The organism is Bradyrhizobium sp. CCGUVB14 (assembly GCF_024199935.1).
Classification (GTDB): Bacteria; Pseudomonadota; Alphaproteobacteria; order Rhizobiales; family Xanthobacteraceae; genus Bradyrhizobium.
Genome location: NZ_JANADS010000001.1, coordinates 591,804 through 617,119, shown reverse-complemented (window position 1 = coordinate 617,119; position 25,316 = coordinate 591,804). Strand labels below are relative to the sequence as shown.

18 protein-coding genes and 1 tRNA gene are annotated in these 25,316 nt (G+C 64.1%); 10 read left to right on the top strand and 9 right to left on the bottom strand.

Features of this window, described 5'->3' with window-relative positions; genetic code table 11:
* Nucleotides 1-89: 89 nt before the first annotated feature.
* Nucleotides 90-1,124, bottom strand: coding sequence for an aldo/keto reductase (locus NLM32_RS02930; RefSeq protein ID WP_254127788.1), 1,035 nt, complete (start codon nt 1,122-1,124; stop codon nt 90-92).
* Between the two features lie 12 nt (nt 1,125-1,136).
* Entirely contained in the window at nt 1,137-2,318 is a 1,182-nt protein-coding gene (locus NLM32_RS02925) for an MFS transporter (protein ID WP_254127787.1), read from the bottom strand.
* Nucleotides 2,319-2,417: 99 nt separating this feature from the next.
* Here NLM32_RS02925 and NLM32_RS02920 point away from each other — a divergent pair, with 99 nt between their 5' ends.
* Nucleotides 2,418-3,368 (top strand): LysR family transcriptional regulator, encoded by a 951-nt coding sequence (locus NLM32_RS02920; RefSeq protein ID WP_254127786.1) that lies wholly within the window; start codon nt 2,418-2,420, stop codon nt 3,366-3,368.
* Between the two features lie 257 nt (nt 3,369-3,625).
* Nucleotides 3,626-7,255, top strand: coding sequence for a hypothetical protein (locus NLM32_RS02915; RefSeq protein ID WP_254127785.1), 3,630 nt, complete (start codon nt 3,626-3,628; stop codon nt 7,253-7,255).
* Nucleotides 7,256-7,357: 102 nt separating this feature from the next.
* Here NLM32_RS02915 and NLM32_RS02910 read toward each other — a convergent pair whose 3' ends face one another.
* The gene (locus tag NLM32_RS02910) at nt 7,358-8,275 is read right to left on the bottom strand and encodes a LysR family transcriptional regulator (protein ID WP_254127784.1); all 918 of its coding nucleotides are present in this window, start codon (nt 8,273-8,275) and stop codon (nt 7,358-7,360) included.
* Nucleotides 8,276-8,349: 74 nt separating this feature from the next.
* Between NLM32_RS02910 and NLM32_RS02905 the strand changes: the two genes are divergently transcribed.
* Nucleotides 8,350-9,147, top strand: a complete 798-nt coding sequence (locus NLM32_RS02905; RefSeq protein WP_254127783.1) for an alpha/beta fold hydrolase — start codon at nt 8,350-8,352, stop codon at nt 9,145-9,147.
* A gap of 46 nt (nt 9,148-9,193) precedes the next feature.
* Here the strand turns inward: NLM32_RS02905 and NLM32_RS02900 are convergent.
* Nucleotides 9,194-9,283: transfer RNA gene (locus tag NLM32_RS02900), tRNA-Ser, on the bottom strand.
* 196 nt (nt 9,284-9,479) lie between these two features.
* Between NLM32_RS02900 and NLM32_RS02895 the strand changes: the two genes are divergently transcribed.
* Nucleotides 9,480-9,821 carry a hypothetical protein gene (locus NLM32_RS02895; protein WP_254127782.1) on the top strand — a complete coding sequence of 114 codons (342 nt, stop codon included), beginning with the start codon at nt 9,480-9,482 and terminating at the stop codon, nt 9,819-9,821.
* Between the two features lie 42 nt (nt 9,822-9,863).
* Here NLM32_RS02895 and NLM32_RS02890 read toward each other — a convergent pair whose 3' ends face one another.
* From NLM32_RS02890 to NLM32_RS02870, 5 genes are all read right to left on the bottom strand, one after another.
* The gene (locus NLM32_RS02890; protein WP_254127781.1) at nt 9,864-11,327 is read right to left on the bottom strand and encodes a trehalose-6-phosphate synthase; all 1,464 of its coding nucleotides are present in this window, start codon (nt 11,325-11,327) and stop codon (nt 9,864-9,866) included.
* Nucleotides 11,328-11,564: 237 nt separating this feature from the next.
* Complete coding sequence (otsB, locus tag NLM32_RS02885; RefSeq protein WP_254127780.1) at nt 11,565-12,386, bottom strand: trehalose-phosphatase; 822 nt, start codon at nt 12,384-12,386, stop codon at nt 11,565-11,567.
* Nucleotides 12,387-12,390: 4 nt separating this feature from the next.
* A complete protein-coding gene (locus NLM32_RS02880; RefSeq protein ID WP_254135191.1) occupies nt 12,391-13,878 on the bottom strand; it encodes an MFS transporter in 1,488 nt (495 codons plus the stop codon).
* A 349-nt stretch (nt 13,879-14,227) separates the two neighbouring features.
* Entirely contained in the window at nt 14,228-16,261 is a 2,034-nt protein-coding gene (locus NLM32_RS02875) for a methyl-accepting chemotaxis protein (protein WP_254127779.1), read from the bottom strand.
* A 149-nt stretch (nt 16,262-16,410) separates the two neighbouring features.
* Nucleotides 16,411-18,450 (bottom strand): methyl-accepting chemotaxis protein, encoded by a 2,040-nt coding sequence (locus NLM32_RS02870; RefSeq protein ID WP_254127778.1) that lies wholly within the window; start codon nt 18,448-18,450, stop codon nt 16,411-16,413.
* Nucleotides 18,451-18,794: 344 nt separating this feature from the next.
* Here NLM32_RS02870 and NLM32_RS02865 point away from each other — a divergent pair, with 344 nt between their 5' ends.
* The 6 genes from NLM32_RS02865 to NLM32_RS02840 all read left to right on the top strand — a co-directional run bounded on the left by NLM32_RS02865 (nt 18,795) and on the right by NLM32_RS02840 (nt 25,233).
* Complete coding sequence (locus NLM32_RS02865) at nt 18,795-19,280, top strand: (2Fe-2S)-binding protein (protein ID WP_254127777.1); 486 nt, start codon at nt 18,795-18,797, stop codon at nt 19,278-19,280.
* An 84-nt stretch (nt 19,281-19,364) separates the two neighbouring features.
* Nucleotides 19,365-21,707, top strand: coding sequence for a xanthine dehydrogenase family protein molybdopterin-binding subunit (locus NLM32_RS02860; RefSeq protein ID WP_254127776.1), 2,343 nt, complete (start codon nt 19,365-19,367; stop codon nt 21,705-21,707).
* A gap of 15 nt (nt 21,708-21,722) precedes the next feature.
* A complete protein-coding gene (locus NLM32_RS02855) occupies nt 21,723-22,523 on the top strand; it encodes a xanthine dehydrogenase family protein subunit M (protein ID WP_254127775.1) in 801 nt (266 codons plus the stop codon).
* Nucleotides 22,524-22,729: 206 nt separating this feature from the next.
* Nucleotides 22,730-23,842, top strand: coding sequence for a CaiB/BaiF CoA-transferase family protein (locus NLM32_RS02850; protein ID WP_254127774.1), 1,113 nt, complete (start codon nt 22,730-22,732; stop codon nt 23,840-23,842).
* Nucleotides 23,843-23,917: 75 nt separating this feature from the next.
* Nucleotides 23,918-24,448 carry an MFS transporter gene (locus tag NLM32_RS02845; protein ID WP_254127773.1) on the top strand — a complete coding sequence of 177 codons (531 nt, stop codon included), beginning with the start codon at nt 23,918-23,920 and terminating at the stop codon, nt 24,446-24,448.
* Nucleotides 24,449-24,579: 131 nt separating this feature from the next.
* The gene (locus tag NLM32_RS02840) at nt 24,580-25,233 is read left to right on the top strand and encodes a hypothetical protein (RefSeq protein ID WP_254127772.1); all 654 of its coding nucleotides are present in this window, start codon (nt 24,580-24,582) and stop codon (nt 25,231-25,233) included.
* The last annotated feature ends 83 nt before the right edge of the window (nt 25,234-25,316 follow it).

Genomic DNA, 25,316 nt, shown 5'->3' with positions numbered 1-25,316 from the left:
CGGAGCGCGTTGAGACCTGTACAGCGGCGTTTCTGCATGGCGCATTGGCGGCAGCCGCCAATGCGCCGAATTGTCAGGGATCGATGCACTCACGCAAGCGGCGGATTCAGCCGCGCAAAGCCCTCCTGGACGCGATAGGGATAATAGGGATAGGGCGGCATCACCACGCTGACCTCGTCGAGGCGCTTGAGCTGATCCGCGCTCAGCGACCAGCCGACCGCACCGAGATTGTCGCGCAACTGCGCCTCGTCACGCGCGCCGATGATCACGGACGATACCGTCGGGCGCGACAACAGCCAGGCGATGGCGACCTGCGGCACGGTGCGATCCGTCTCGTCAGCAATCGCGTCGAGCACGTCGACGATGGCATAGAGCCGCTGCTCGTCCACGGGCGGACCGAACTGCGCGGTGGCGTGCAGCCGACTACCTTGCGGAAGCGGCTGGCCACGACGGATCTTGCCCGTGAGCCGGCCCCAGCCGAGCGGGCTCCAGATCAGCGCGCCGATGCCCTGGTCGGCTGCGAGCGGCATCAGCTCCCACTCATAGTCGCGGCCGAGCAGCGAGTAATAGACCTGATGCGCGACATAGCGCGGCCAGCCGTGACGATCGGCGATGGCGAGCGACTTCATCAACTGCCAGCCGGCGAAGTTGGAGACGCCGACATAGCGCAGCTTGCCGGCGCGCACGAGCGTATCGAGCGTGGACAGCACCTCCTCGATCGGCGTGAAGGCGTCGAACGCGTGGAGCTGGAGCAGGTCGATATAATCCGTGCCGAGGCGCCGCAGTGCCGCCTCGACCGAGGCCAGCAGGCGATGCCGCGACGAGCCGGCGTCGAGCGGACCATCGCCCATCGGCAGGCTCATCTTGGTCGAGACCAGCACCTTGTCGCGCCGGCCCTGGATCGCGACGCCGAGAATCTCCTCGGAGGCGCCGTTCGAATAGACATCGGCGCTGTCGAACAGATTGACGCCGGCCTCGAGGCAGATGTCGACCAGCCGGCGCGCCTCGTCGGTGCCACTGCGGCCCCAGGCCGAGAACAGCGGGCCCTGGCCGCCAAAGGTGCCGGTCCCGAAGCTGAGAACGGGCACTTTAAGTCCGGAAGCGCCGAGATTGCGGTATTGCATGTGCATCTCCCCCTATTCCGCCGGGCAGGCCGCAACGGCGACCTGCCTGCGATCGAGTTGAAGGCTCCACAGCGCCAGCAAGAGTCCGATCGCGGTGATGCCCGCCGCAACCAGCGGCAGCGCGGAAAGGCCGAGCCCGCGATCGATGGCGACGCCGCCGACCCAGGCACCGAGCGCATTGCCGAGATTGAACGCGGCGATGTTGAGGCTCGAAGCCAACGTGCGGCCACTCGGGCCGGCCGCTTCCAGCACGCGAAGCTGCAACGGCGCGACCGTTGCAAACGCCGCGACACCAAGCAGCAGGATCAGCGCAATGGTGGGGATCTTGACCGACAGTACGGCGGAGAGACCGAGCAACACGATCGCGAGCGCGGCGAGCGTGCCGATCAGTGCACGCACGAGCCCACGATCGGCGAGCTTGCCGCCGACAACATTGCCGACCGCAAGCCCGACGCCGAACACCAGCAGGATCGGGGACACGGCGGCATCCGAAAAGCCGGTGAAACGCGTCAGGATCGGCTGGATGTAAGTGAAGACGACGAACAGGCCGGCAAAGCCGAACACGGTCATGGCCAGGCCGAGCAGCACCTGTCCGCGTCCGAGCACGGCAATCTCTTCGGCCAGCGAGATCGGCTTGTCGCCGTTGCCGACATGGCCGGGCACCAGCGCCGCAACCACCGCAAAGGCGATCACGCCAATCGCCGTCACCGCCCAGAACGCCGCGCGCCAGCCGAGCATCAGGCCGAACCAGGCACCGAAGGGCACCCCCAACAGGGTCGCGACCGTGAGGCCGATGAACATCGTGGCAATGGCGGACGCCCGCTTGTCCTCGGCAACGAGGCCGGTCGCCACCACCGAGCCGACACCGAAAAAGGTGCCGTGGGCCAGCGAGGTCAGCACCCGCGCGGCCATCAGCAATTCATAGTTAGGCGCGAGCGCACAGGCAGCATTGCCGAGCGTGAAGATCGCCATCAGCGCCAGCAGCACGGTCTTTCGCGGCAGCCGGCGGGTGGCGAGCGTCAGCACCGGCGCGCCGACGAACACGCCGAGCGCATAGCCGGAGATCAGCAGGCCCGCGACTGGCACGGAGACATGCATGTCGGCAGCGACCTGAAGCAGCAGGCCCATGATGATGAATTCGGTGGTGCCGATGCCGAAGGCACCGGCGGTGAGCGCGAGGACGGCGGGAGGCATGCGTAGCTCCAATGGATGAAGACGAGCCACGCAGATAGCCGCGCCGCGGCAAAACCATTAGAATGTCCACAATCCAATCATTTGTGACGTGAATTCAACATGGCTCGTTTCGACACCAACCGCTCCGCCGAGATGGAGGTTTTCGTCCGTGTCGTCGACCTCGGCGGCTTCACCCAGGCCGCCCGGAAGCTGCGCCTGACGCCGTCAGGCGTCAGCAAGCTGATCTCGCGGTTGGAGACGCGGCTGGGCTCGCGGCTGATCAACCGCACCACGCGCAAGCTGACGCTGACGGAGGAAGGCCAGGCCTTCTATCAGCGCTCGTTGCGCATCCTCGGCGAGATGGAGGAAGCCGAGCGCGAGGCCGCCTCCGGCGCCGCGCCACGCGGCCGCCTCACGGTCAACAGCAACATTCCCTTCGGCATGCTGCATCTGATGCCGCTGATCCCCCGCTTCCTTGCGGAGCATCCCGAGGTCACGCTCGATCTCGTGCTGACCGACACGCTGATCGATCTGATGCAGGAGCGTGCCGATGTCGCTATCCGCGTCGGTCCGCTGAAGACTTCACGCCTGATTGCGCGCAAGCTCGGCACCAGCCGCATGGTGGTCGTCGGCGCGCCGGATTATCTGGCACGCGCGGGCACACCGAAGACGCCGTCGGATCTCGCCGAGCACCGCGGCATCGGCTGGACCTTTCCGCGCATCCGCGGCGGCTGGCCGTTCAGGCGCGGCGACCGCACCGAGGAAGCCGTGCCGTCTCCCGCCGCGCGCGCCAGCGACGGCGAGATCGCCCGCCGCCTGGCGCTCGGCGGCGTCGGACTCGCGCGCCTCGCCCTCTTCCACATCGGCCCCGACATCGAAGCCGGCCGCCTTGTGCCGGTGCTGCAAAGCTACAATCCCGGCGACCGCGAAGATATTCACGCGGTCTATGTCGGCCACGCCGCTCCTCTGCCCGCCCGCGTGCGCGCCTTCATCGATTTTTTGGCGGAGCACGTGCGGGTGAGTGACCCGGCGCTCAAACGTGCGCAGGATGGGAAGTGGAAGTTGGTGTAATGAGGCGAATGGCGAAGAGCGTATCAGTCAATCGCACTGCCTACATTTGCGTCACAACGCGAAACTCCAGAAATTGTCGCACGCGAAGCGGCCTGTGCGATGACATGAATGCGACAGCTAGCTTCGCGACTCTCGCATACGTGGGATTTCTTTCGGAAGCTTGACAGACACTCCGAGCCCGTGCACCCTCAAGTTGAAATGCCGTCACACGATTTTGCTTAGTTTGATTTTCCAAACGCGAATCGTGGAGCATTGAAATGACGGCTGTTCCTCCCGCCAGTGGCGTTACCATCCACAATGGCGACACGATGGATGTCACCGGGGGCGTTTCCGTCGACAGCACGACGATCGAAACTGGCGGCTTGCAGACGGTCGGTGGATCTTCCTCGACAAGCACGGCGACCCACACTGTCATCAATGGTGGAGAGCAGGACGTCATCCTGGATGGCGTCGCCAGTTATACGACCATCAACTCAGGTGGCATCCAGCGTGTCACCGGCGAATTCGTCCATGAAGGCCCAACCCCCGGCGCCGTTGATCACACCACGATCAATAGCGGCGGCGAGCAGGACATCGATACGGGCACCGCAACGGCGACGACGGTCAATTCCGGCGGCGTCCAGAATGTGACGAATGGCGGCAGCGCCAGCGGCACCATCGTCAATTCCGGCGGTAGACTCAACGTTTCCGGCGAAACCGTAGAGACGGCACCCGTGTATCCGCCGCCGGTCATCCAAAGCGTGGCGACCGGCGCCACCATCAACTACGGGGGTGAATTCGACGTCACCGGCGGCGGGACGTCGGTGAATGCGACCGTCAATGGCGGCGCCATGACGGTCTCGGGATCGATACCCGATCCGTTCGCGGGCTTCCCCGGCCAGCCGGCCGTCGACGCCAGCATGGCGACCGGCACCACCGTCGAAGGTTTTGGAACCTTGACGGTATCGAACGGCGCGCTGGTGTCCGGGACAATCGTCCAGAACTACGGCACGCTGAATGTGGCTGCAGGTGGCACGGCGACCGGCACGACAATCAGCAACGCAACGATGCAACTGTCGGCCGGCGCGACGGCGACCAACACGACCGTCAATCAATACGGCGTTCTCATCGTCCTTGGTAATGCCAGCTTTTCGGGGACAGTCTTCAACGCCGGCAGCGCTCTCGGGATCGGCGACGGTACGGTTGAAAACGGATTTACCGTTGCGAAGAGCGTGACGCTGCAGGTTCTGGACGGCGGCGTCCTCGAGAACAGCATCGTCTCCGCAGGAGCAACGCTCATCCTCGAGGCCGGCGCGACGCTGTCCAATACCACTGTCCAGAGTGGCGCAACGCTTATTGCCGACTATGGCTACACGGAAGATGGCTTCACCGTATCGAACGGCACATTGTTCAAGGTGTTCGGCGCAGCCACGAACACGACGATATTGGCGGGTGGCAAGCAGGTCCTGGGCAATTACGATTTGGAAGCCACCGCCAGCCACACGATTATCGATGGCGGCGAACAGGATGTCGGGCTTGCGTCCGCTGCGAGCTATACCACCATCAACATGGGCGGCATTCAGCATGTCGCCGGCCTGTATATGCATGATGCGCCGGGTCCAGGACGGGCGGATCACACCACCGTCAATAATGGCGGCGAGCAGGACGTCGACACCGGCTACGTGACGTCAACCACCGTCAATGCCGGCGGTGTCCAGAATCTCACCAATGGTGGCTTTGCCAGCGGCACCGTCGTCAACTCGGGCGGTGTCGTCAATGCTTCGGGAGAGACGGTCTATTATCCTCCGGGAGGCCCGTACGGCATCGTCATCAGAAGCGAAGTCGATTCGGCCGTTGTCGGCAGCGGCGCCCAATTGCACCTGTCCGGGGGAGCGATCGCCAAGAACGCCACCATCAACGGTGGCGTGATGACGGTTTCGGGATCCATTGCGGACCCCACGAATGACCCAAGCGCACCTGCGATCGACGCCAGCGCGGCGAGCGGAACAATCCTGAATTCAGGAAGCCTCTCCGTCTCCAACAGCGGCATCCTCACCTCCACCACTCTGAACGGCGGCACGCTTGATGTGCTCGATCAGGGCACCGCGAACGCATCGACGATTCATCTCGGCGCCACAGAACTCGTCGAAGCGGGCGGCATTGTCGGCGCGACCACGATCGCCGGCGGCGTGCTTGATCTCAAGGCGGGCGCGGTGTCCGACGACGCGATCAGTTTTTCCGGCCAGGGCACACTGAAGATCGAGCAGAAGCTGGTTTCGGGCGCATCGACCTTTGCAAGCCAGATCAAGGGCATCTCGCTCGGCGATCAGATCGACCTGTCCGGGCTGTCCTATGCCGCCGGCGCAACGGCGACTGTGTCCGGCTCGAAGCTCACGGTCAGCAACGGTACGGCCAGCGAGACCTTCACATTGGCGAATACCTCGGTCGCGCAGTTCGGCATCACGAAGGACAGCAACGGCGGCATTCTGCTGACAGCCGCGGCCCTGCCCACCATCGCGGGTGCCGTATCGGGGCAAACGACCAGCAACGAAGCTGCGATCAATCCATTCGCGACCGTCAGCATCACGGATCCCAACGCCGGAGCAACGGACGGCCTCATCATCACGCTCGCGGGCGCGGCCGGCATCCTGTCGGGGACAGGATTGATCTCGCTTGGAAACGGGATCTACGAACTTGCAGCGACCAGCGCCGACAAGCTGACCGCCGAGTTGCACGGCCTCAGCTTTGTGGCCTCGCCGCATGGCGACGGCAGCGCAACGACGACGTTCACCCTGAGCGACACAAACAGCGTGGGCCTGACCGTCAGCGACGCCCACACGACCATCATCGACACGCATCAGGCCGGTCCCACGATCATCGACGGCCCGACATCCGGCTATGCCACCATTCAGGGTACGACGGGCAACGACATCATCCATGCCTATGGCATGTTCAATGTCATCCACAGCAATGGCGGGAACGACACGATCTACGCCGGACTCTACGGGACGGTTGACGTGTCGAGCGGCGACAGCACCGTCTATCTGGAGGGATTCGGCAACCTCGTCACCGGTGGCGACGGCAATATCTCGGTGAAGGGCTCGACGGGCGCCACCATGATGACGCTCGGCAATGGCAACGACACCATCGACGCAGGCGGATTCGGAAACTTCATCACGCTGGGCAACGGCAACAATGTCGTCCATCCGGGTGACGGAGCGAGCACGATAAAGGCCGGCAACGGCGACAACCAGGTGACGCTGTCCGGATTTGGCAACACCGTCATCCTCGGAAATGGCAACGATCTCGTCACGGGCGGAGGCGGCGCCAACAGCGTCACGCTCGGCGATGGCAACAACACCGTGAAGCTCGACGGCATGGTCAACCAGATCACCGTCGGTTCGGGAACAAACACGATCATGGCCGGCAACGGAGCAGACAGCGTCGTTGCCGGCGCGGGCCACGACGCAATCACACTCGGTGGGGTCGGCAATCACGTGGTGCTCAACGGATCCACGGCAACCGTGACAAACCAGATTGGCCTGGACGTCGTGACGGCCAATGGCGGATCAGACCAGTTCAACTTTGTCGGGTTCGGCAATCAGGCGATCATCAATGGCGCGGCCCATGTCAACATCAGCGATCAGAGCTCGGGCCTGACCGTCTTCATCAACTCCAGCAATCAGATCGACACGATTTCCGGATTTGGCAACGACCCGCTCGGCGTCATCGATCTTGCAAACGGCGTCGGCAATTACCACTCCGTCGCCGACATCATGAGCGCGCTGAAGAGCGATGGACACGGCGGGACCCTGCTTGCCCTGGGCAGCGCCCCCAACGCGGGGTCTGTCGATTTCGTCGACACCGCCATCAGCCAATTGCACGCATCGAACTTTGTGATCGTGTAGGGCTGATCTGACGATGGTCAGGGGCCGCGTTGGCGCGGCCGCCTCACCCTCGTCCACATCGGTCCCGATATCTAATCCGGCGACCTTGTGCCGGCGGAAGAGCTACAATTTCGGAAGGCTGTCTTTGAGGCATCCCCACAACTCTTCGGCAACCGGTCCATGAGGCCGATCGATACGCCGCATTGCCGCCAGAGTTTCGGTGCGCCCGGGGATATAGCGCCCCTGCATGTTGATCAGTTTGCCCGTGCGAAGTTCGTTCTCGACCATGAATTCCGGCAGATGGCCCCAAGCCATCCGATGCAGAATCAACTCCTTCTTCATCGTGTGGTCGGGCACGGAGCAGTGCGGCGCGCCGTCGATCAGAAAGTGATCCTCGGGAGTGGTGTCGCGTGCCGTGTCACGGATCACGCACTGCGTAACGAGCTGCAATTGCCGAGGTGTTATTTCGGCGCCTGCCTCGGCGGCCAGGAAGCCCGGCGCGGCGACCGGCAGCAGCCGGATCTCGCGAAACCTGATCTGCTCCAGATCGTAGCGCGAGTCGTCGACGCGGTGGAAAATCAAATCCGCGGAGCCATCAGCCAGTCGCTCGAAGGGTCCGCTCACTGCTTCATAATCGAGGTGCAAGCGCGTGCGCGGCCTCCCCGCGAAGAACGCCGAGAGCGTACCGAGGACCGCAGGCCGGTCGCATAGATCGCCGAGGACGACCCGCAGCACCGGCTCTTCGCCAGTCGCCAGCTGCCGCGCGTAACCATCGAGATTATCGATGTCGCGCAACGATGTCGCAGCGCGGGCATGAAACATCCGCCCGACCTCGGTCAGCTCGACGCGATAGCCACTCCGATCGAGCAGCGTCAGGCCAAGGCGTTGCTCCAGCCGCGTCACGGCCGCGAAGACCGACGGGTGCGTCCGATGAAGTGCATTCGCCGCGGCCTGAAAACTTCCCAGACGTGCCACCGCATCGAAGCAGCGCAGGTCGTGCAACTTGAATGAAGCCGGATTGTTCGTTTCTTCGACAGACATTGGTCAAACATAGTAATTCTCCGCCTCCGGCGCGAGCGCTAGATCGGTTGAACACTCGCGCACGGAGATACTGAATGAGCGACATCAGCCACGTCACTGCCGGAGACGGCTGCCGGATCGCCTACCAATTCGATAGCCGAGGCGACAACCCGGTGCTGATCCTCTCGAACTCGATCGCAACCGACCACCGCATGTGGGACCGGCAGATCGCAGAGCTCTCGAAGTCCTTTCGCGTGCTGCGATACGACACACGGGGGCATGGCAGCTCGGATGCTCCCCAAGGCCCCTATTCGCTCGACCGCCTCGGACGCGACGTCATCGAGCTGATGGATGCGCTCGGGATCGCGCGTGCGCATTTCTGCGGCCTCTCGCTCGGCGGTTTTGTTGGCCAATGGCTGGGTTTTCGCGCGCCCAAGCGGATCGACCGGCTCATTCTTTCGAATACGTCACCCTATCTCGGCCCGTCTCCGCAGTGGGATGACCTCATCAAGCGCGTCCTTCGCGAACGGAACATGGCGGCCATGGCCGACATGTTCATCGGCAACTGGTTTCCGCCACAGATGATCCGAGATGAATCGGCGACGGTCGATGCCTTTCGCAACATGATCCTCGCGACAGCGCCCGACGGGCTTGCCGGATGCTTCGCCGTCGTACGCGACGCCGATCTCCGGCGCACCAACACGCTGATCAGGGCACCGACACTGGTGATCGGAGGCATCGACGACACCGTCACCCTGGCAAGCCACAGCGAGGCGATCGCCAGCGCCATTCCGGAATCGCAACTTGTCCTGCTGCCCGGCGTCCATATGCTCAATATCGAGCGGCAGGCTTCCTTTCTCGAAGCCGTGCTGGAATTCCTGCGAGAGGACTAGGGTGCGCGCGTACCGGACTAGGAAGGTTGTGGGGTCGCCGGCCAGATGGCGGAGAGAGTGGGATTCGAACCCACGGTACGGTTTCCCGCACACACGCTTTCCAAGCGTGCGCCTTAAGCCACTCGGCCATCTCTCCGGAGCGCCTTCTCTTGAAGGGGCGCCGGTGATTTTGCAAGGGATCGCGGGTAAATCGGGTGAATTTTCCGCAACATATTGTATTTGCTTAGGAATATCTCGCGACATGAGACCGCCCGGAACCCGCCTGAGGCTGAACCCGTCGCGGGTTTGGCGCGACGATTCACCTGAGGACGCCAAACACGACCGGGGACGCCATGACCATCTGCAAAACCATCGCCGCGCTGAGCCTGATTTTGGCCCTTGGCGCCGCCTTTACCGCGCCGGCCAACGCACAGGCCTGCACCCGGCAGGGCGTCGATGTGACCTGCGACGACGGGCGGCGCGGGGTGCTTTCGGGCGACGCCATCCTCTGGCCGGACGGGACCCGCTCCAGCTCGACCCCGCACCAGAGCGTGATCATCGGCAACAAGAGCTCGGTGCATGTCGGGCCCGGCGTATTCGTCGGCCAGGGCAAGGGCATGGTGCCAATGGACGACCCGAACGCGCCGAACAAGCGGCAATGCGCGATTCTGGATGGCGTGTCGTATTGCTATTGAGGCTTTCCCTCTCCCCGTGGAAGCGGAGAGAGGGAAAGAGAACTAGATCAACCGCACACCCGAGATCGCGGACTTCAGCCAGCGCAGCGCCTGCGGCGGCTGCGCCGCGAGCGGGGCGGCCGCGACTTTCTCGGGGCGGCAACTCTCGAGCTCGGCGACGAAATCCGACGACCATTGCTGGATGGTGTGGCCGCGCAGCGTCTTCATCATCGCCTCCCAGCGCATCTTGCGCTCGGTGAGCGGCATCGCGGCGGCGACCGCGATGGCGCGGGCCATGCCGTCGATGTCATGCGGGTTGACCAGCAGCGCGGTCTCGAGCTCGTTGGCCGCACCGGCGAACTTCGACAGCACGAGCACGCCGGGATCGGCCGGGTTTTGCGCGGCGATATATTCCTTGGCGACGAGGTTCATGCCGTCATGAAGCGGCGTCACGACGCCGATCTGCGCGGTGCGATAGAGGCCCGCCAGCACGGCCTGGCTGAAACCCTTGTTGAGATAGCGGATCGGCGTCCAGTCGACCTCGCCATGCCGGCCGTTGACGTCGGTGACGAGGCGGGCGACTTCGTTCTGAAGATTGCCATAGGCTTCGATCGCGCCGCGTGAAGGGTTGGCGATCTGCAGCAACGAGATGCTGCGCGCAAACTGCGGCTGATCGGTCCAGAGCCGGTCGAACGCGCTGATGCGGTTGACGAGGCCCTTGGAATAATCGAGCCGGTCGACGCCGATCGCAAGCCGCTCGCCGTTGAGACTGCGACGCAGCCGCGACACGTCGGGATGCGAGGCCGACTTCGCGGCATAGGCTGCAAACTTCTCCGCGTCGATGCCGATCGGAAACACTTCGCAGCGCGTCCGTCCATGTTGCGACAGCACCACGCCGTCCTCGATGGTGAGATCGAGCTCGCCACCGGCATAGCCGAGGAAATTCTGGCAATCCTCGTCGGTCTGGAAACCGAGCAGATCATAGGCCAGCATCGCGGTGATCAGCTCGCGATGATTGGGCACGCCCTGCATGACTGCAGCAACCGGCCACGGCGTGTGCAGGAAGAAGCCGATGGGATCGTCGACGCCGAGATCGCGCAGCTCCGCGCCGAGCGCGAGGAAATGATAATCCTGCACCCAGAACGCAGTTTTGGTTTTGCGGAAGCGCATCAGGGCGCGCGCCATGAACGCGTTGACCTCGCGATAGCTGACATAATCTTCGCGCGAGACGCGGATCAGGTCGCTGCGCGAATGCAGCGCCGGCCACAGCGCCGAATTGGCAAAACCTTCGTAATAGCCACCGTAATGCGCAGCCGGCAAGTCCAGCGTCGCAATCGCACCGGAACCCAGCGCCTCGATCTCGGCGAACGGTTCCTTCTGATGGCCGTCGCGCACGCGGCCGGAGGAACCCACCCAGATCGCACCTGAATGCTCCACGACGGGAAGCAATGCCGCTGCGAGGCCGCCCGTCATGGGCTCGTTGGGTTTACCGCGCGCAACTCGATTCGAAACGACGACTAAGTTCACAGGTCGTCCCCTCCTGTTCATTCCACCCGTTTAACTGCTGTTCATCAATATGGTTCCTGTCATCATTTCTACGAAATGAAACCAAAGTCAGGCACGCGCGTTGGAACCTGTTTTCCTGCGAGGGAACCCGGCGTTTCCACTTGGAAATGAGAGTCTTGGCGTGAAATTCGCGCAACGCGAGCCATGTGCGCAATGGAACAGCGCGCGCGACAATGTGGCTCTGCGATGACGCTCGCCTTATTCCAACCTTGTATCGTCGAGCAGGCGCGCGAGGAACGCACGCACATCGTTCGGCGCATCGAAGTGACCGTTGACGCCGATGGCGCGGCGGCCGACCGAGAAGGAGAGCCCGTTCATGTCGGGCATGATCGCGAACACGGTTTCATCGGTGACGTCGTCGCCGATGAAGATCGGACGGCGTCCTTTGAATGGCTCGTGCTTCATCAGCTCGCGTACGCCGGTCGCCTTGGTGAAACCGGAATGCTTGATCTCGCAAACGAACTTGCCGGGCAGCACCTCGATCGGCGCATTCGGCAGATCGGCGCGGATCAGCGAGACAGCCTCGTAGATCGCCTTCTCGGCATGCGGCGCGAGGCGGTAATGCAGCGCCAGCGAATAGCCCTTGTCCTCGAGCAGAATGCCGGGGCTGAGCTTTGCGATCGCAGCCAGCCGCCGCTTCAGCTCCTTGTCCATCGGCGGCGCGTGCACGTCGTCGGCTTCATTGTCCACCGACAGGCGCATCTCCGCGCCGTGTCCGGCGACGGCGCGGAACACATCCGGCGCGAAAATCAGGTCAATGTCGTTGAGCGACCGGCCGCTGACCATGGCCAGCGCGCCGGATGTGCGCTCGGTCAGCCGGTTGAGCGTCTCCGACAAGCCGGGCGGCACCCACACCTCGCGCGGCGTCGGCATCAAATCAAGCAGCGTGCCGTCGATGTCGAGCAGGATCGCAGTCTCGTTGAGATGCGGGACGAGCGCATGGGGCACGGGCACGGCGTCGGGTGCTTCATCTTCCAGCATGGGACGCCTCTGATCCAGTTCAGCAAGTTCCGATGTCATAAGTCTACTCCATAGAAGCCAGCGGCCGCGCGATTTGTTCGAGCGATTTGCGCTCCGCCGAGATGGCGTAGCGCCACGCCACGATCGCAGCCGCGATCATCAGGACAGCCCCCAGCAGATAGCCGGCGAACACGCTGTTGCGTGATCCCGTATCGATCAGCGCGCCGAACAGCGCGGGGCCAGCCACCCCGCCAATGCCGGTGCCCACCGCATAGAACACGGCGATCGCCAGCGCGCGAACTTCGAGCGGAAAGGTTTCGCTGACAGTGAGATAGGCGGCGCTCGCCGCAGGCGAGGCAAAGAAGAAGATCACCATCCAGGCGATGGTCTGCCCCTGCGCGCTCAAAGCGCCAATCGAGAACAGATAACCTGACAGCGCCAGCAGCAGGCCGGAGATACCATAGGTGAACATGATCATCGCGCGGCGGCCGAGCGTGTCGAACAGGCGGCCGAGCAGCAGCGGGCCGAGGAAGTTGCCGGCCGCGAACGGCAGCAGGTACCAGCCGACATGATCGGCGCTGATGCCGTAGAAATCGGTCAGCACCAGCGCGAAGGTGAAGAAGATCGCATTGTAGAAAAAGGCCTGCGCGACCATCAGCACCAGGCCGACCAGCGAACGCTGGCGATAGGTGACAAACAGCGTGTGCACGACTTCGCTGATCGGGGTGTGATCGCGCATCTTCAGCCGCATCTTGGCGAAGCCTCGATCGCTCGCATCCTGATCATGCCCGATCACCGAACGCTCGATGTCGTCGACGATCGCGTGGGCCTGATCGGGGCGACCGTGGATCATCAGCCAGCGCGGGCTTTCCGGAATCCACATCCGCATCAACAGCACGACCAGACCGAGGGTCGCGCCGATGAGATAGGCAAGACGCCAGCCGAGATCGGGGCCGATCAATGCTGGGTCAAGCAGCACGATGGCGGCGACCGCGCCCATCGCCGCGCCGATCCAGAAGCTGCCATTGATGACGAGATCAGTCCAGCCGCGGTAGCGCGCCGGCACCAGTTCCTGAATGGTCGAGTTGATCGCCGTGTATTCGCCGCCGATGCCGGCGCCGGTCAGAAAGCGAAACAGCGCATAGCTTGCAATATTCCACGACAGCGCGGTCGCGGCCGTCGCGGAGAGATAGAGCGCGAGCGTGATGAAGAACAGCTTTTTGCGGCCGATGCGATCGGTCAGCCAACCGAAGCCGAGCGCGCCGAGCACGGCGCCGGCGAGGTAGGCCGAGTTGGCAACACCAAGATCGAGGTTGGAGAAGTGCAGTGTCGGGCTCTGCTTCAGCGCACCTGAGAGCGCGCCGGCCAACGTCACCTCAAGCCCGTCGAGGATCCAGGTGATGCCAAGCGCCAGCACCACGCGGGTGTGAAAGCCGCTCCAGGGCAGCGCATCGAGCCGCGCGGGAATGCTGGTCTCGACGATCCGATCGGTCGCGGCCGCCGTCGAGACTGCAGGTCCATCGTTCAGCGCTCGGCTCTGCTGCAATTCCATCACGTTGCTGGGTCATGGGGGTGCGGCATTCCGCCTGCCACCTGCGACAACGTCTGCGGCAAGGGCCGGTTCCCTTGGGAACTGCGTCCGGGCAGATGCATGGCTCGACCCGCAAAGATGACACATTCGCGGACAGCAGGAGTTCAAGGGAACGTTTGAGGAAATGAGACTCGCGCACCTAACTCCGCTGTCGTCCCGGACGAGCACAGCGAAGATCCGGGACCGATAACCGCAGGAAGTGGTTTGGCGAAGACCCGGAATTACCAGCTCACGCGGCAACTTCTCCCTGGGGTAATGGGTCCTGGCTTTCGCCAGGATGACATCGGAGCAAATAGCGCGGTCCGAGCCCCTACGCCGCGCGGATGTTCGCCATGAACCGATCGAGCTCGGCGCGGAGGCGGGTGCTTTCGCTCGACAGCGTCTTCGCCGAGTTCAGCACCTCTTCCGAGGCCGAGCCGGTCTCAGCCGCGCCGCGATTGACCTGACCGATGTCGGTCGCGGCGGTCTGGGTGCCCTGCGCGACGGTCTGGACGCTGCGCGCGATCTCCTGGGTCGCTGCGCCCTGCTGCTCGACGGCACTCGCAATCGACGTCGAGATCGACGAGATCTGGCCGATGGTCGCGCCGATCTCCTTGATCGCGGCGACCGACTCGGCGGTGGCGCCCTGCATGCCCGTGATGTGCGAGGAAATCTCGTCGGTGGCTTTCGCCGTCTGGCTGGCCAGCGATTTCACTTCGCTCGCGACCACCGCGAAGCCGCGGCCGGCCTCGCCGGCGCGGGCCGCCTCGATGGTGGCATTGAGCGCCAGTAGATTGGTCTGCTCGGCAATCGCCGTGATCAGCTTGACCACCTCGCCGATCTGCTGGGCGGCATGGGAGAGTTTTCCGATGCGGCCATCGGTCTCCTTGGCCTGCACCACGGCAGCCTCGGCAATGCGGCTGGAGTCGCGGACCTGACGGCCGATCTCCTCGACCGAAGCCGAGAGCTCTTCCGTCGCGGTTGCGACCGACTGCATATTGCTCGAGGCCTGCTCGGAGACACCGGCGACCTGGCTCGACAGCGCCTGGGTGGTCTCGGCGGTGCGGGTCAGCGTGGAGGCCGAGGATTCGAGTTGCACGGCAGAAGCCGAGACGTTGGACACGATGGCGCCGACGGCGCTCTCGAAATCATCGGCAAAGCGGATCAGCTCGCCGCGGCGGCTTGCGGCCTGCTCCCTGTTCTGGGCTTCGCTGGCGGCGGCATCGCGTTCCGCCTTGGCGACCGCCTGAACCTTGAACTCCTCGACCGCGCCGGCCATCTCGCCGATCTCGTCCCTGCGGCCAAGGCCCGGCAGGACGACATCGAAATTGCCCGAGGCCAGCTCGCGCATCGCCTTGCACATCGCGATCATCGGCCGCGAGATGCCATTGCCGAGCATCAGGGCCAGCACGGCACCGATGGCGAGGCCACCCAGCGCCAGCATCAGCATCAACCGCTCGGTTTCCGCGATCGTCACATTGGCGCTCGCCTCGATCCGCTGCTGATCGGCCGACAGGTCCGACCGCAACTCGCCCGAGAGCTTCAGAATGGACGCGGCCGTCTTGGTCATCTCGCCGTTCGACTTGACGATGATCTTCACGTTGTCGGAAAGCTTCGCAAACGACGTGCGGTACTGCTTCAGCAGACCGCCGATCTCGGTGACACGGTCGGTGATCTTCTGGTCGTTGGCGTAGATCGAGACCAGCAGCGTCTCCAGGAACTTGATGCGGGCGACCACACCGTCGGCGGTCTTCGGCTCCGGCTTGGCGACGAAGGCACTGACCGAGGTGGAGACCGCGAGATATTGCGAGGTGATGTCCTTGGCCGTGGTCTGGACCGAGGCGAGGCCGGCGAGCGCCGCAGTGTCGGCGAGGTCGTCGAACTTGAAGCGGATCTTGTTGCCAACGCTGTTCAGCTCATCGGTCGCGATCTTGTTGTTCTCGCGCGTCAGCGTGATGATCTCGCCGAACACCTTTGCGAAGCGCTGGAACTCGGCCTCGAGCTTGCCGACCTCCTCGCGTCGCGCCGCCCCCGTCGTGGCCGACATCGACTTGGCAATCGCCGCCTTCAGATTCTCCTCGGCCCCCTTGGCCGCGGTCTCGTCGTCCGCCGCGCCGGTCAGCGTGTAGGCCCGGGTCAGCCCCTGATAGCTGATCAGTTCGCGATCGATGGTGCGCGCCAGGTCTGCCTTCGCCACGCTGGTCCGGTAGGACGCGACGGCACCCGCGATTCGCTCGAAGCCGAAATAGGCGAATGCCATGCTGACGGCGAGGATGGCCAGCACCGCCACGAAGCCGAGGATGATTTTTGCACGAAAACGCAAGGTGAAGAGCTTCGATGAGCTCGGCTTTGACTTCGCAGACATTCCCCCACCCCATTCCATTCGCGGAAAACCAGGCGCAGCCGGGAAGCAGCCCGCTCCCCGACTCAAATGCACGGTAAATGGCAAAGGATAAGCCGCGGTAAATTTACCGCTGCCGCAACTTGCGGTTAGGTGACGCGGGGCGGCTGCCCCTACGCCGCCCTGATGTTCGCCATGAACCGATCGAGCTCGGCGCGGAGGCGGGTGCTTTCGGACGACAGGGTCTTCGCCGAGTTCAGCACCTCTTCCGAGGCCGAGCCGGTCTCAGCCGCGCCGCGATTGACCTGACCGATGTCGGTGGCGGCGGTCTGGGTGCCCTGCGCGACGGTCTGGACGCTGCGCGCGATCTCCTGGGTCGCGGCGCCCTGCTGCTCGACGGCACTCGCAATCGACGTCGAGATCGACGAGATCTGGCCGATGGTCGCGCCGATCTCCTTGATCGCGGCGACCGACTCGGCGGTGGCGCCCTGCATGCCCGTGATGTGCGAGGAAATCTCGTCGGTGGCTTTCGCCGTCTGGCTGGCCAGCGATTTCACTTCGCTCGCGACCACCGCGAAGCCGCGGCCGGCCTCGCCGGCGCGGGCCGCCTCGATGGTGGCATTGAGCGCCAGTAGATTGGTCTGCTCGGCAATCGCCGTGATCAGCTTGACCACCTCGCCGATCTGCTGGGCGGCATGGGAGAGTTTTCCGATGCGGCCATCGGTCTCCTTGGCCTGCACCACGGCAGCCTCGGCAATGCGGCTGGAGTCGCGGACCTGACGGCCGATCTCCTCGACCGAAGCCGAGAGCTCTTCCGTCGCGGTTGCGACCGACTGCATATTGCTCGAGGCCTGCTCGGAGACACCGGCGACCTGGCTCGACAGCGCCTGCGTGGTCTCGGCCGTGCGGGTCAGCGTGGAGGCCGAGGATTCGAGCTGCACGGCGGAAGCCGAGACGTTGGACACGATGGCGCCGACGGCGCTCTCGAAATCATCGGCAAAGCGGATCAGCTCGCCGCGGCGGCTTGCGGCCTGCTCCCGGTTCTGGGCTTCGCTGGCGGCGGCATCGCGCTCCGCCTTGGCGACCGCCTGAACCTTGAACTCCTCGACCGCGCCGGCCATCTCGCCGATCTCGTCCTTGCGCCCCAAGCCCGGCAGCACGACATCGAAATTGCCCGAGGCCAGCTCGCGCATCGCCTTGCACATCGCGATCATCGGCCGCGAGATGCCGGTGCCGAGCAGGAAGGCGAGGATCGCGCCGAGCAGCGTGCCGCCGACGGCCAGCATCAGCACCAATTGCTCGGTCTTCCCGATCGTCGCGGCCGATTCCGAATCGAGCCGCTGCTGCTCGGCAACCAGATCCGCCTTCATCGCGGTCGCGCCGCGCAGGATCGCGCCCGCCGAGCCGCTCATCTCGGTGACGAGTTCGTCGACCATCTTGGCGTTGGCGATCAGCTTCTCCAGCGCTTCGCGGTAGGCGACGAGGATGGTCTTGGCATCCTTCAGGCCGGCGACGATCTTGTCGTCCATGGAATAGACCGCGCCGAGCGAGTTCTCGACGAATTTCAGCCGCGCCAGCGCACTGGTCGCGATCGCCTGGTCTGACGTCAGCACGAAATTGGTCGCCGCTGCGCTCGCGGTCTGGAACTGGGCGTTGACCTGCTTGGTGCCGAACTCGATCGACTGCGCCTCGGAATCGGAGGCGTTGTTGCCGATGTCATCAAGCTTGTACTTCAGCAGATTGGCCTGGCGCGAGAGCTGGTTCTGCACCAGCAGCGTGCTGTCGCGCTTGGCCTGGAGGACCTTGGCGAAGGTCGCGGCGAAATTCGCAAACTCCTTGGCGAGCTTGTCGAGGCCGTCCTGCCGCGCCGACGTCTTGGCGCTCTTGACGGCCAGGTCGATGGCAGCCTTCAGGCTGGCTTCGGCATCCAGCGCCGCCTTGGCGTCTTCTTCCTTGCCGGTGACGACGAAAAATTTGACGGCCGAGCGGTAGCCGAGCAGCTCGCGGTCGATATTACGGGCGAGATCGGCCTCCGAGACGCTCGAGCGGTAGGACCCGACGCCGGATGAGACCCGCTCGAAGCCGAAATAGGCAAAGGCCATGCTGCCGGCGGAGATCACCAGCACTGCGGCAAAGCCGAGGATGATCTTGGCGCGAAACCGGAGGGTCGGAAACAAGCTGCGCTTAGACGGCGACGCGGTACGCCCGGACATTCCAACCCCCATTTATTCTCTTCAGCCGCGACCGGAGGCGCCCCGCCCCCAGACCCGGATGCGCAAAACTAGGGCACAATGAATAAAGGGCGGTAAATTTGGCACACCTCGCGCGACCCGAGGCGTCATGGGCCAAAGGCCGACCGCTTGGGATGACGGCTGGCATCCCACCCGGGCCCGGCCACACCGTCCGGGGATCGCCTGGCCCGCCCGCAAACCATCCTGCGTCCGCCGGAATCAAATGACTTTTCCATGACCGGAGCGACCAAAATCCTAGTTGCCAAGCCCGGGGGCGACGGTCTCTAATTAGAAACAATCAAAATCATCCCGGGAGGACTACAACCGTGTCTACAGTCAAACTGACGGTGAACGGCAAGGCCGTTGCTGTCGACGTCGAGGACCGCACGCTGCTGGTCCATCTCTTGCGCGACCATCTCAACCTCACCGGAACCCATGTCGGCTGCGACACCAGCCAGTGCGGCGCCTGCGTCGTCCATATGGACGGTAAGGCGGTGAAGTCCTGCACCATGCTGGCCGGCCAGGCTGATGGCGCCAACGTCACCACCATCGAAGGCATCGCCAAGGGCGACGAGCTGCACCCGATGCAGGCTGCCTTCCGCGACAATCACGGCCTGCAGTGCGGCTATTGCACGCCGGGCATGATCATGTCGGCGATCGACATCGTGCAACGCCATGGTGGCCAGCTCGACGAAGCCACCGTGCGCCACGAGCTCGAAGGCAATATCTGCCGCTGCACCGGCTACCACAACATCGTCAAAGCCGTGCTGGATGCAGCCGGACGCATGAAGGTCTCGCAGGCGGCCGAGTAAAGCGGCTCGCCTCGAATAAAGAACCACCGCTGCGGCTTTCGAGGGAAAGCGCAGTCAAAACAATTCCGGTCGGGAGGACCAGACATGGGTGTTGAAGGCATCGGCGCGCGCGTCGTGCGCAAGGAAGACAAGCGTTTCATTACCGGCAAGGGCCGGTACGTCGACGACATCAAATTGCTGGGCATGACCCATGCCCATTTCATCCGCAGCCCGCACGCGCACGCCAAGGTGAAGAAGATCGACTCTTCCGCCGCGCTGAAGATGCCGGGCGTGGTCGCGGTGCTAACCGGACAAGAGCTGGTCGACGACAAGGTCGGCAACCTCATCTGCGGCTGGGCCATCACCTCCAAGGACGGCAGCCCGATGAAGATGGGCGCATGGCCGGCGATGGCGCCGGAGACCGTGCGGTTCGTCGGCCAGGCCGTCGCGGTCGTGATCGCCGACAGCAAGAATCTCGCGCGCGACGCGGCGGAAGCCGTCGTCGTCGATTACGAGGAACTTCCCGCGGTCGCTGACGTCCATGCCGCGATCAAGGCCGGCGCGCCCCAGCTTCATCCCGAAGCCCCCGGCAACCAGGTCTATGACTGGGTGATCGGCGATGAAGGCGCGACCGACGCCGCCTTCGCCAAGGCCGCCAATGTCGTCAAGCTCGACGTCACCAACAACCGCCTCGCTCCGAACGCAATGGAGCCGCGCGCGGCGATCGCCGATTACGACGCGGCGGAAGAACACTTCACGCTCTATACGACCTCGCAGAACCCGCACGTTGCCCGCCTGGTGCTGTCGGCGTTCTACAACATCGCCCCCGAGCACAAGCTGCGCGTGATCGCCCCCGACGTCGGCGGCGGCTTCGGCTCGAAAATCTTCATCTATCCGGAGGAGATGGTGGCACTGTGGGCCTCGAAGAAGGTCGGCCGTCCCGTGAAATGGACCGGCGACCGCACCGAGGCCTTCCTCACCGACGCGCATGGCCGAGACCACGTCACCCATGCCGAGATGGCATTCGACGCCAGCAACAAGATCATCGGCCTGAAGGTGAAGACCTACGCGAATTTCGGCGCCTACATGTCGCTGTTCTCGTCGTCGGTGCCGACCTATCTCTACGCGACGCTGCTGTCGGGCCAGTACAACATCCCGCAGATTCATGCCGAGGTGATCGGCGTCTACACCAACACCACGCCGGTCGATGCCTATCGCGGCGCGGGCCGTCCCGAGGCGAGCTACCTGATCGAACGTCTGATGGAGACGGCGGCGCGGCAGCTCAAGGTCGATCCGGCCCAGCTGCGCCGCAGCAACTTCATCACCCAGTTCCCGCACCAGACGCCCGTGATCATGGCCTATGACACCGGCGACTTTAATGCTTCGCTCGACGCCGCGATGAAGGCGATCGACTATGCCGGCTTCGCCGCCCGCAAGGCGCAAGCGAAATCGCAAGGCAAGCTGCGCGGCATCGGCGTCTCCTGCTACATCGAGGCCTGCGGCATCGCACCGTCGAAGGCTGTCGGCAGCCTGGGCGCCGGCGTCGGTCTGTGGGAATCCGCTGAAGTCCGCGTCAACCCGGTCGGCACCATCGAGATCCTCACGGGCTCGCACAGCCACGGCCAGGGCCACGAGACCACGTTCTGCCAGCTCGTCGCGGATCGCCTCGGCGTTCCCATCAGCCAGGTCTCGATCGTCCATGGCGACACCGACAAGGTGCAGTTCGGCATGGGCACCTACGGCTCGCGCTCGGCGGCCGTTGGTCTCACCGCGATCCTGAAGGCCATGGAGAAGATGGAATCCAAGGCCAAGAAGATCGCTGCGCACGCGCTCGAAGCCTCGGAAGCCGACATCGTCATCGAGAACGGCGAGTTCAAGGTGACGGGCACTGACAAGGCGATTGCGCTGCCGATGGTCGCGCTCGCGGCCTACACCGCACACAATCTGCCTGACGGAATGGAGCCGGGCCTGAAGGAAAGCGCCTTCTACGACCCGACCAACTTCACCTTCCCGGCCGGCGCTTACATCTGCGAGCTCGAGGTCGATCCTGGGACGGGCAAGACCTCTTTCGTCAATTTCGTCGCGGCCGACGATTTCGGCCGGCTGATCAACCCGATGATCGTCGAGGGCCAGGTCCATGGCGGCCTGGTTCAAGGCATCGGACAGGCGCTGCTCGAGCACGCCATCTACGACGGCAACGGCCAGCCGGTGACGGCCTCGTTCATGGACTACGCCATGCCGCGCGCCGACGATGTGCCTTCGTTCAATCTCTCCCACACCACGACGCTGTGCCCGGGCAATCCCTTGGGCATCAAGGGCTGCGGTGAGGCCGGCGCAATCGGCGCCTCTGCGGCCGTGATCAATGCGATCACGGATGCGATCGGCAAGAACAATCTGGAAATGCCCGCGACCCCGGATCGGGTGTGGCGCACGATCCACGCGGCTTGAGAGGGAGGAACGAAAATGTACCAGACCACATATCATCGTGCTTCCTCGGTCGACGAAGCTGCCAGCCTGTTCGGAAAAAGCAGCGAAGCGAAGTTGCTCGCGGGCGGCCAGACATTGCTGCCGGTGATGAAGCAGCGGCTCGCGAGCCCCTCCGATGTCATCGACCTCGGCAAGATCAAGGAGCTGATCGGCGTCGAGGCCTCGGGCGACACGCTGACCATCAAGGCCGCCACGCCGCATTATGATGTGGCGACCAGCGATGCCGCGAAGAAGGCAATCCCCGCGGTCGCCTATCTGGCATCGCTGATCGGCGACCCCGCCGTGCGCTACCGCGGCACGATCGGCGGCTCGATCGCCAACAACGATCCGGCCGCGGACTATCCGGCCGCGCTGCTCGCGCTCGGCGCCACCGTGAAGACCAACAAACGATCGATCTCGGCGGAGGATTTCTTCAAGGGCCTGTTCACGACGGCGCTTGAAGACGGCGAGATCATCACCGCCGTGTCGTTCCCGGTCCCCGCGAAAGCAGGCTATGCCAAGATGCGGCATCCCGCTTCGCGCTTCGCGCTGACCGCCGTCTTCGTCGCACAGACGAAGTCGGGCGAGATCCGCGTCGCCGCCACCGGCGCCTCGCAGAGCGGCGTGATGCGGGTTGGTGCGATCGAAGCCGCGCTGAAGGCGAACTGGTCGCCGTCGGCGATCGACAGTGTCAACATTCCGGCGAGCGGATTGTTGGCCGATATCCACGGCACGGCAGAGTACCGCGCCAATCTGATCAAGGTGATGGCACAGCGCGCGGTGGCTGCCGCCGGCTAACATCGCGACCTAGCGACTCAACACAAATCTTCCGCGGCGCGCAGCAATGTGCGCCGCTTTTATTATGCGCCCATGCATGAAAAGCGCTTGCCTCGCTGGCGTGAAGGCGAGAAAAGTTAATCAGCCAATTAACTCGCCCCAGAGAGGAACGTCAGAGGCGCCAGCCGAACCATCGGCATCTGCCCGCGACCCGAGGAAACAACAACGTGCTCGACAAACCAGCCCAGACCACATCCGTCCGCACCTCCGGCCCTCTCGCGGGCTTCCGCGTCGTCGAATTCGCCGGCATCGGACCGGGCCCGTTCGCCTGCATGATGCTGGCCGACATGGGTGCGGAGGTCGTCACGCTCGACCGCGTCGGCGCGAAGAAGAGCATGAAGTCGGTGGCAGGCCGTGGTCGCAAGGTGATCGAGCTCGATCTCAAGGACAAGACGTCCATCGCGCAGGTGCTCGACCTGCTCGCCAGCGCCGACGCGCTGGTCGAAGGTTTTCGTCCCGGCGTGATGGAGCGGCTCGGGCTTGGGCCGGATGTCGTGCTCGCACGCAATCCAAAGCTGGTCTACGGCCGCATGACCGGATGGGGCCAGCAAGGCCCGCTGGCGAATGCCGCCGGCCATGACATCAACTACATCTCGATCACCGGTGCGCTGGCCGCGATCGGCACCAGGGAGGCCCCGGTGCCGCCACTCAATCTGGTCGGCGATTTCGGCGGCGGTGCGCTCTATCTCGTTGTCGGTGTGCTCGCCGCACTGCTGGAAGCATCAAAGTCCGGCAAGGGCCAGGTGGTCGACGCCGCGATGTGCGACGGCGCGGCGTCGTTGATGTCGTTCTTCTTCGACATGAAAACGCTGGGACGCTGGACCGAGGGTCGCAACCGCAACTTCCTCGACGGCGGCGCTCACTTCTATGGCGTCTATGAATGCGCCTGCGGCCATTTCGTTTCGATCGGCTCGATCGAGCCGCAGTTCTACGCGCTGCTGCGCGAGCATGCGGGCCTCACCGACGCCGACTTCGATGCGCAGATGGACCCCAAGGCATGGCCCGCGCTGAAGGAGAAGCTGAAGGCCGTGTTCAAGAGCAAGACGCGCGAGGATTGGTGCAACATCATGGAAGGCAGCGACATCTGCTTCGCGCCGGTGCTGACCATGTCGGAAGCGACCGAGCATCCGCACATGGTCGCCCGCGACGTCTTCATCGAGCGCCACGGGGTGAAACAGCCGGCGCCGGCCCCGCGCTTCTCGCGTACGCCGTCGACGGTTCGCGAACCGGAAGGCGCGGAGATCGCAGCGGTCACCGCTGCGTGGAAAGCGGGCCGCTAAGGCACTCTTGCGGGTTGCCACAAGGCACCTTTTGCGTCACTTCGCGTTTCAAACAAGTGACACAAGGTGCTTCCCGTGAACCAGACTGACCGTCCGCGTCCCTCCCAGACCATGCGCGTCGGCGCAGCCATTCTCGGCAACGCGCTCGAATTCTATGATTTCACGGTCTACGCGGCCTTTGCCGTCTGGCTCGCCAAGGCGTTCTTTCCGGCGGACAATCCGAACACAAGCCTGCTGCTGACGGTTGCGACCTTCGGCGTCGGCTTCGTGGCGCGACCGCTGGGCGGCATCGTCATCGGCGCCTATGCCGATCGCTACGGCCGCAAGCCCGCGATGACGCTGACCATCTGGCTAATGGCGCTGGGCACCGGAATGATCGGCCTGTTGCCGACCTACGACCAGATCGGATTGCTGGCGCCGGTCCTGCTGGTGCTCGCGCGGTTGCTGCAGGGCTTTTCGACCGGTGGCGAGATGGGGCCGGCGACGACCTATCTGCTGGAGAGCGCGCCTCGCACCGCAAAGGTTTCTTCGGAAGCTGGCAGCTCGCCAGCCAGAACCTGGGCAGCCTGTTCTCTGCGCTCGTCGGCCTTGGCCTGGCATTTCTGATCACGCCCGGCGCCAACGACAGCTGGGGCTGGCGCGTTCCCTTCCTGCTTGGAATCCTGATTGCGCCGGTCGGCTACTTCATCCGCAAGAATCTCGATGAGACGCTGGATGCCGAGGAGGCCCATGGCACCATGGGCGGCGTGCTCTCCGACATCCTCGCCAACCACTGGGGCAAGATCGTATTGTGCATCTTGCTGATCTCCGGCGCGACGATCGGCCAGTACTTCTTCCTCTACACCGCGACCTACGCCATCAACACGCTGCATTACAGCCAGAGCTGGGCGATGACGGCCAACTTCGCCACCTTCGTGAGCGGCACGATCTTCGCGCTGCTCGGTGGCGCGCTCGCGGACAGGTACAGCCTGAAGACCATCGCCGTGGTCCCGCGCATCATCGTGACGTTGCTGTTCTACCCCGCGTTGCTCCTGGTGGTGTCGTCGGGCTCGCCGGCCGTGTACGTGGTCACCGTCGCCGTGCTGATGGCGTTCCATGCGATGTCCGGCGGCGCCGGCATCATCCTCATCCCGCTGATCTTCCCCGCGATCGTCCGCACCTCCGGACTGTCGATCGCCTACGCACTCGGCGTCACCATCTTCGGCGGCACGGCGCAGCTCGTGTTCACGGGGATCATCGGGGCGACGGGCGACAAGCTGTCATGGGTCTGGTACGTCGTCGCCATGGGCGCGGTCAGCATCCTCGCCACGATGGTGATGCGAATGCCTGAGGGAGTGGAGCAGCGGCGGAGTGCCACGACGGATGCTGCGGTGGCAGGGTCGTCGCGCTAGAGCTGGCGAACTCGCTCTCGTAGGGTGGGCAAAGGCGCGAAGCGCCGTGCCCACGGTCTTTCTGAAGCAACCAATAGTGGTGG

What these genes read in the sequence shown, in the direction of transcription:
- NLM32_RS02925 (WP_254127787.1), bottom strand. Translation starts at nt 2,318, where the DNA reads ATGCCTCCCGCCGTCCTCGCGCTCACCGCCGGTGCCTTCGGCATCGGC.
- NLM32_RS02860 (WP_254127776.1), top strand. Translation starts at nt 19,365, where the DNA reads ATGGGTGTTGAAGGCATCGGCGCGCGCGTCGTGCGCAAGGAAGACAAG.
- NLM32_RS02875 (WP_254127779.1), bottom strand. Translation starts at nt 16,261, where the DNA reads ATGTCTGCGAAGTCAAAGCCGAGCTCATCGAAGCTCTTCACCTTGCGT.
- otsB (WP_254127780.1), bottom strand. Translation starts at nt 12,386, where the DNA reads ATGACATCGGAACTTGCTGAACTGGATCAGAGGCGTCCCATGCTGGAA.
- NLM32_RS02915 (WP_254127785.1), top strand. Translation starts at nt 3,626, where the DNA reads ATGACGGCTGTTCCTCCCGCCAGTGGCGTTACCATCCACAATGGCGAC.
- NLM32_RS02840 (WP_254127772.1), top strand. Translation starts at nt 24,580, where the DNA reads ATGGGCGGCGTGCTCTCCGACATCCTCGCCAACCACTGGGGCAAGATC.
- NLM32_RS02930 (WP_254127788.1), bottom strand. Translation starts at nt 1,124, where the DNA reads ATGCAATACCGCAATCTCGGCGCTTCCGGACTTAAAGTGCCCGTTCTC.
- NLM32_RS02880 (WP_254135191.1), bottom strand. Translation starts at nt 13,878, where the DNA reads ATGGAATTGCAGCAGAGCCGAGCGCTGAACGATGGACCTGCAGTCTCG.
- NLM32_RS02895 (WP_254127782.1), top strand. Translation starts at nt 9,480, where the DNA reads ATGACCATCTGCAAAACCATCGCCGCGCTGAGCCTGATTTTGGCCCTT.
- NLM32_RS02855 (WP_254127775.1), top strand. Translation starts at nt 21,723, where the DNA reads ATGTACCAGACCACATATCATCGTGCTTCCTCGGTCGACGAAGCTGCC.
- NLM32_RS02870 (WP_254127778.1), bottom strand. Translation starts at nt 18,450, where the DNA reads ATGTCCGGGCGTACCGCGTCGCCGTCTAAGCGCAGCTTGTTTCCGACC.
- NLM32_RS02920 (WP_254127786.1), top strand. Translation starts at nt 2,418, where the DNA reads ATGGCTCGTTTCGACACCAACCGCTCCGCCGAGATGGAGGTTTTCGTC.
- NLM32_RS02905 (WP_254127783.1), top strand. Translation starts at nt 8,350, where the DNA reads ATGAGCGACATCAGCCACGTCACTGCCGGAGACGGCTGCCGGATCGCC.
- NLM32_RS02910 (WP_254127784.1), bottom strand. Translation starts at nt 8,275, where the DNA reads ATGTCTGTCGAAGAAACGAACAATCCGGCTTCATTCAAGTTGCACGAC.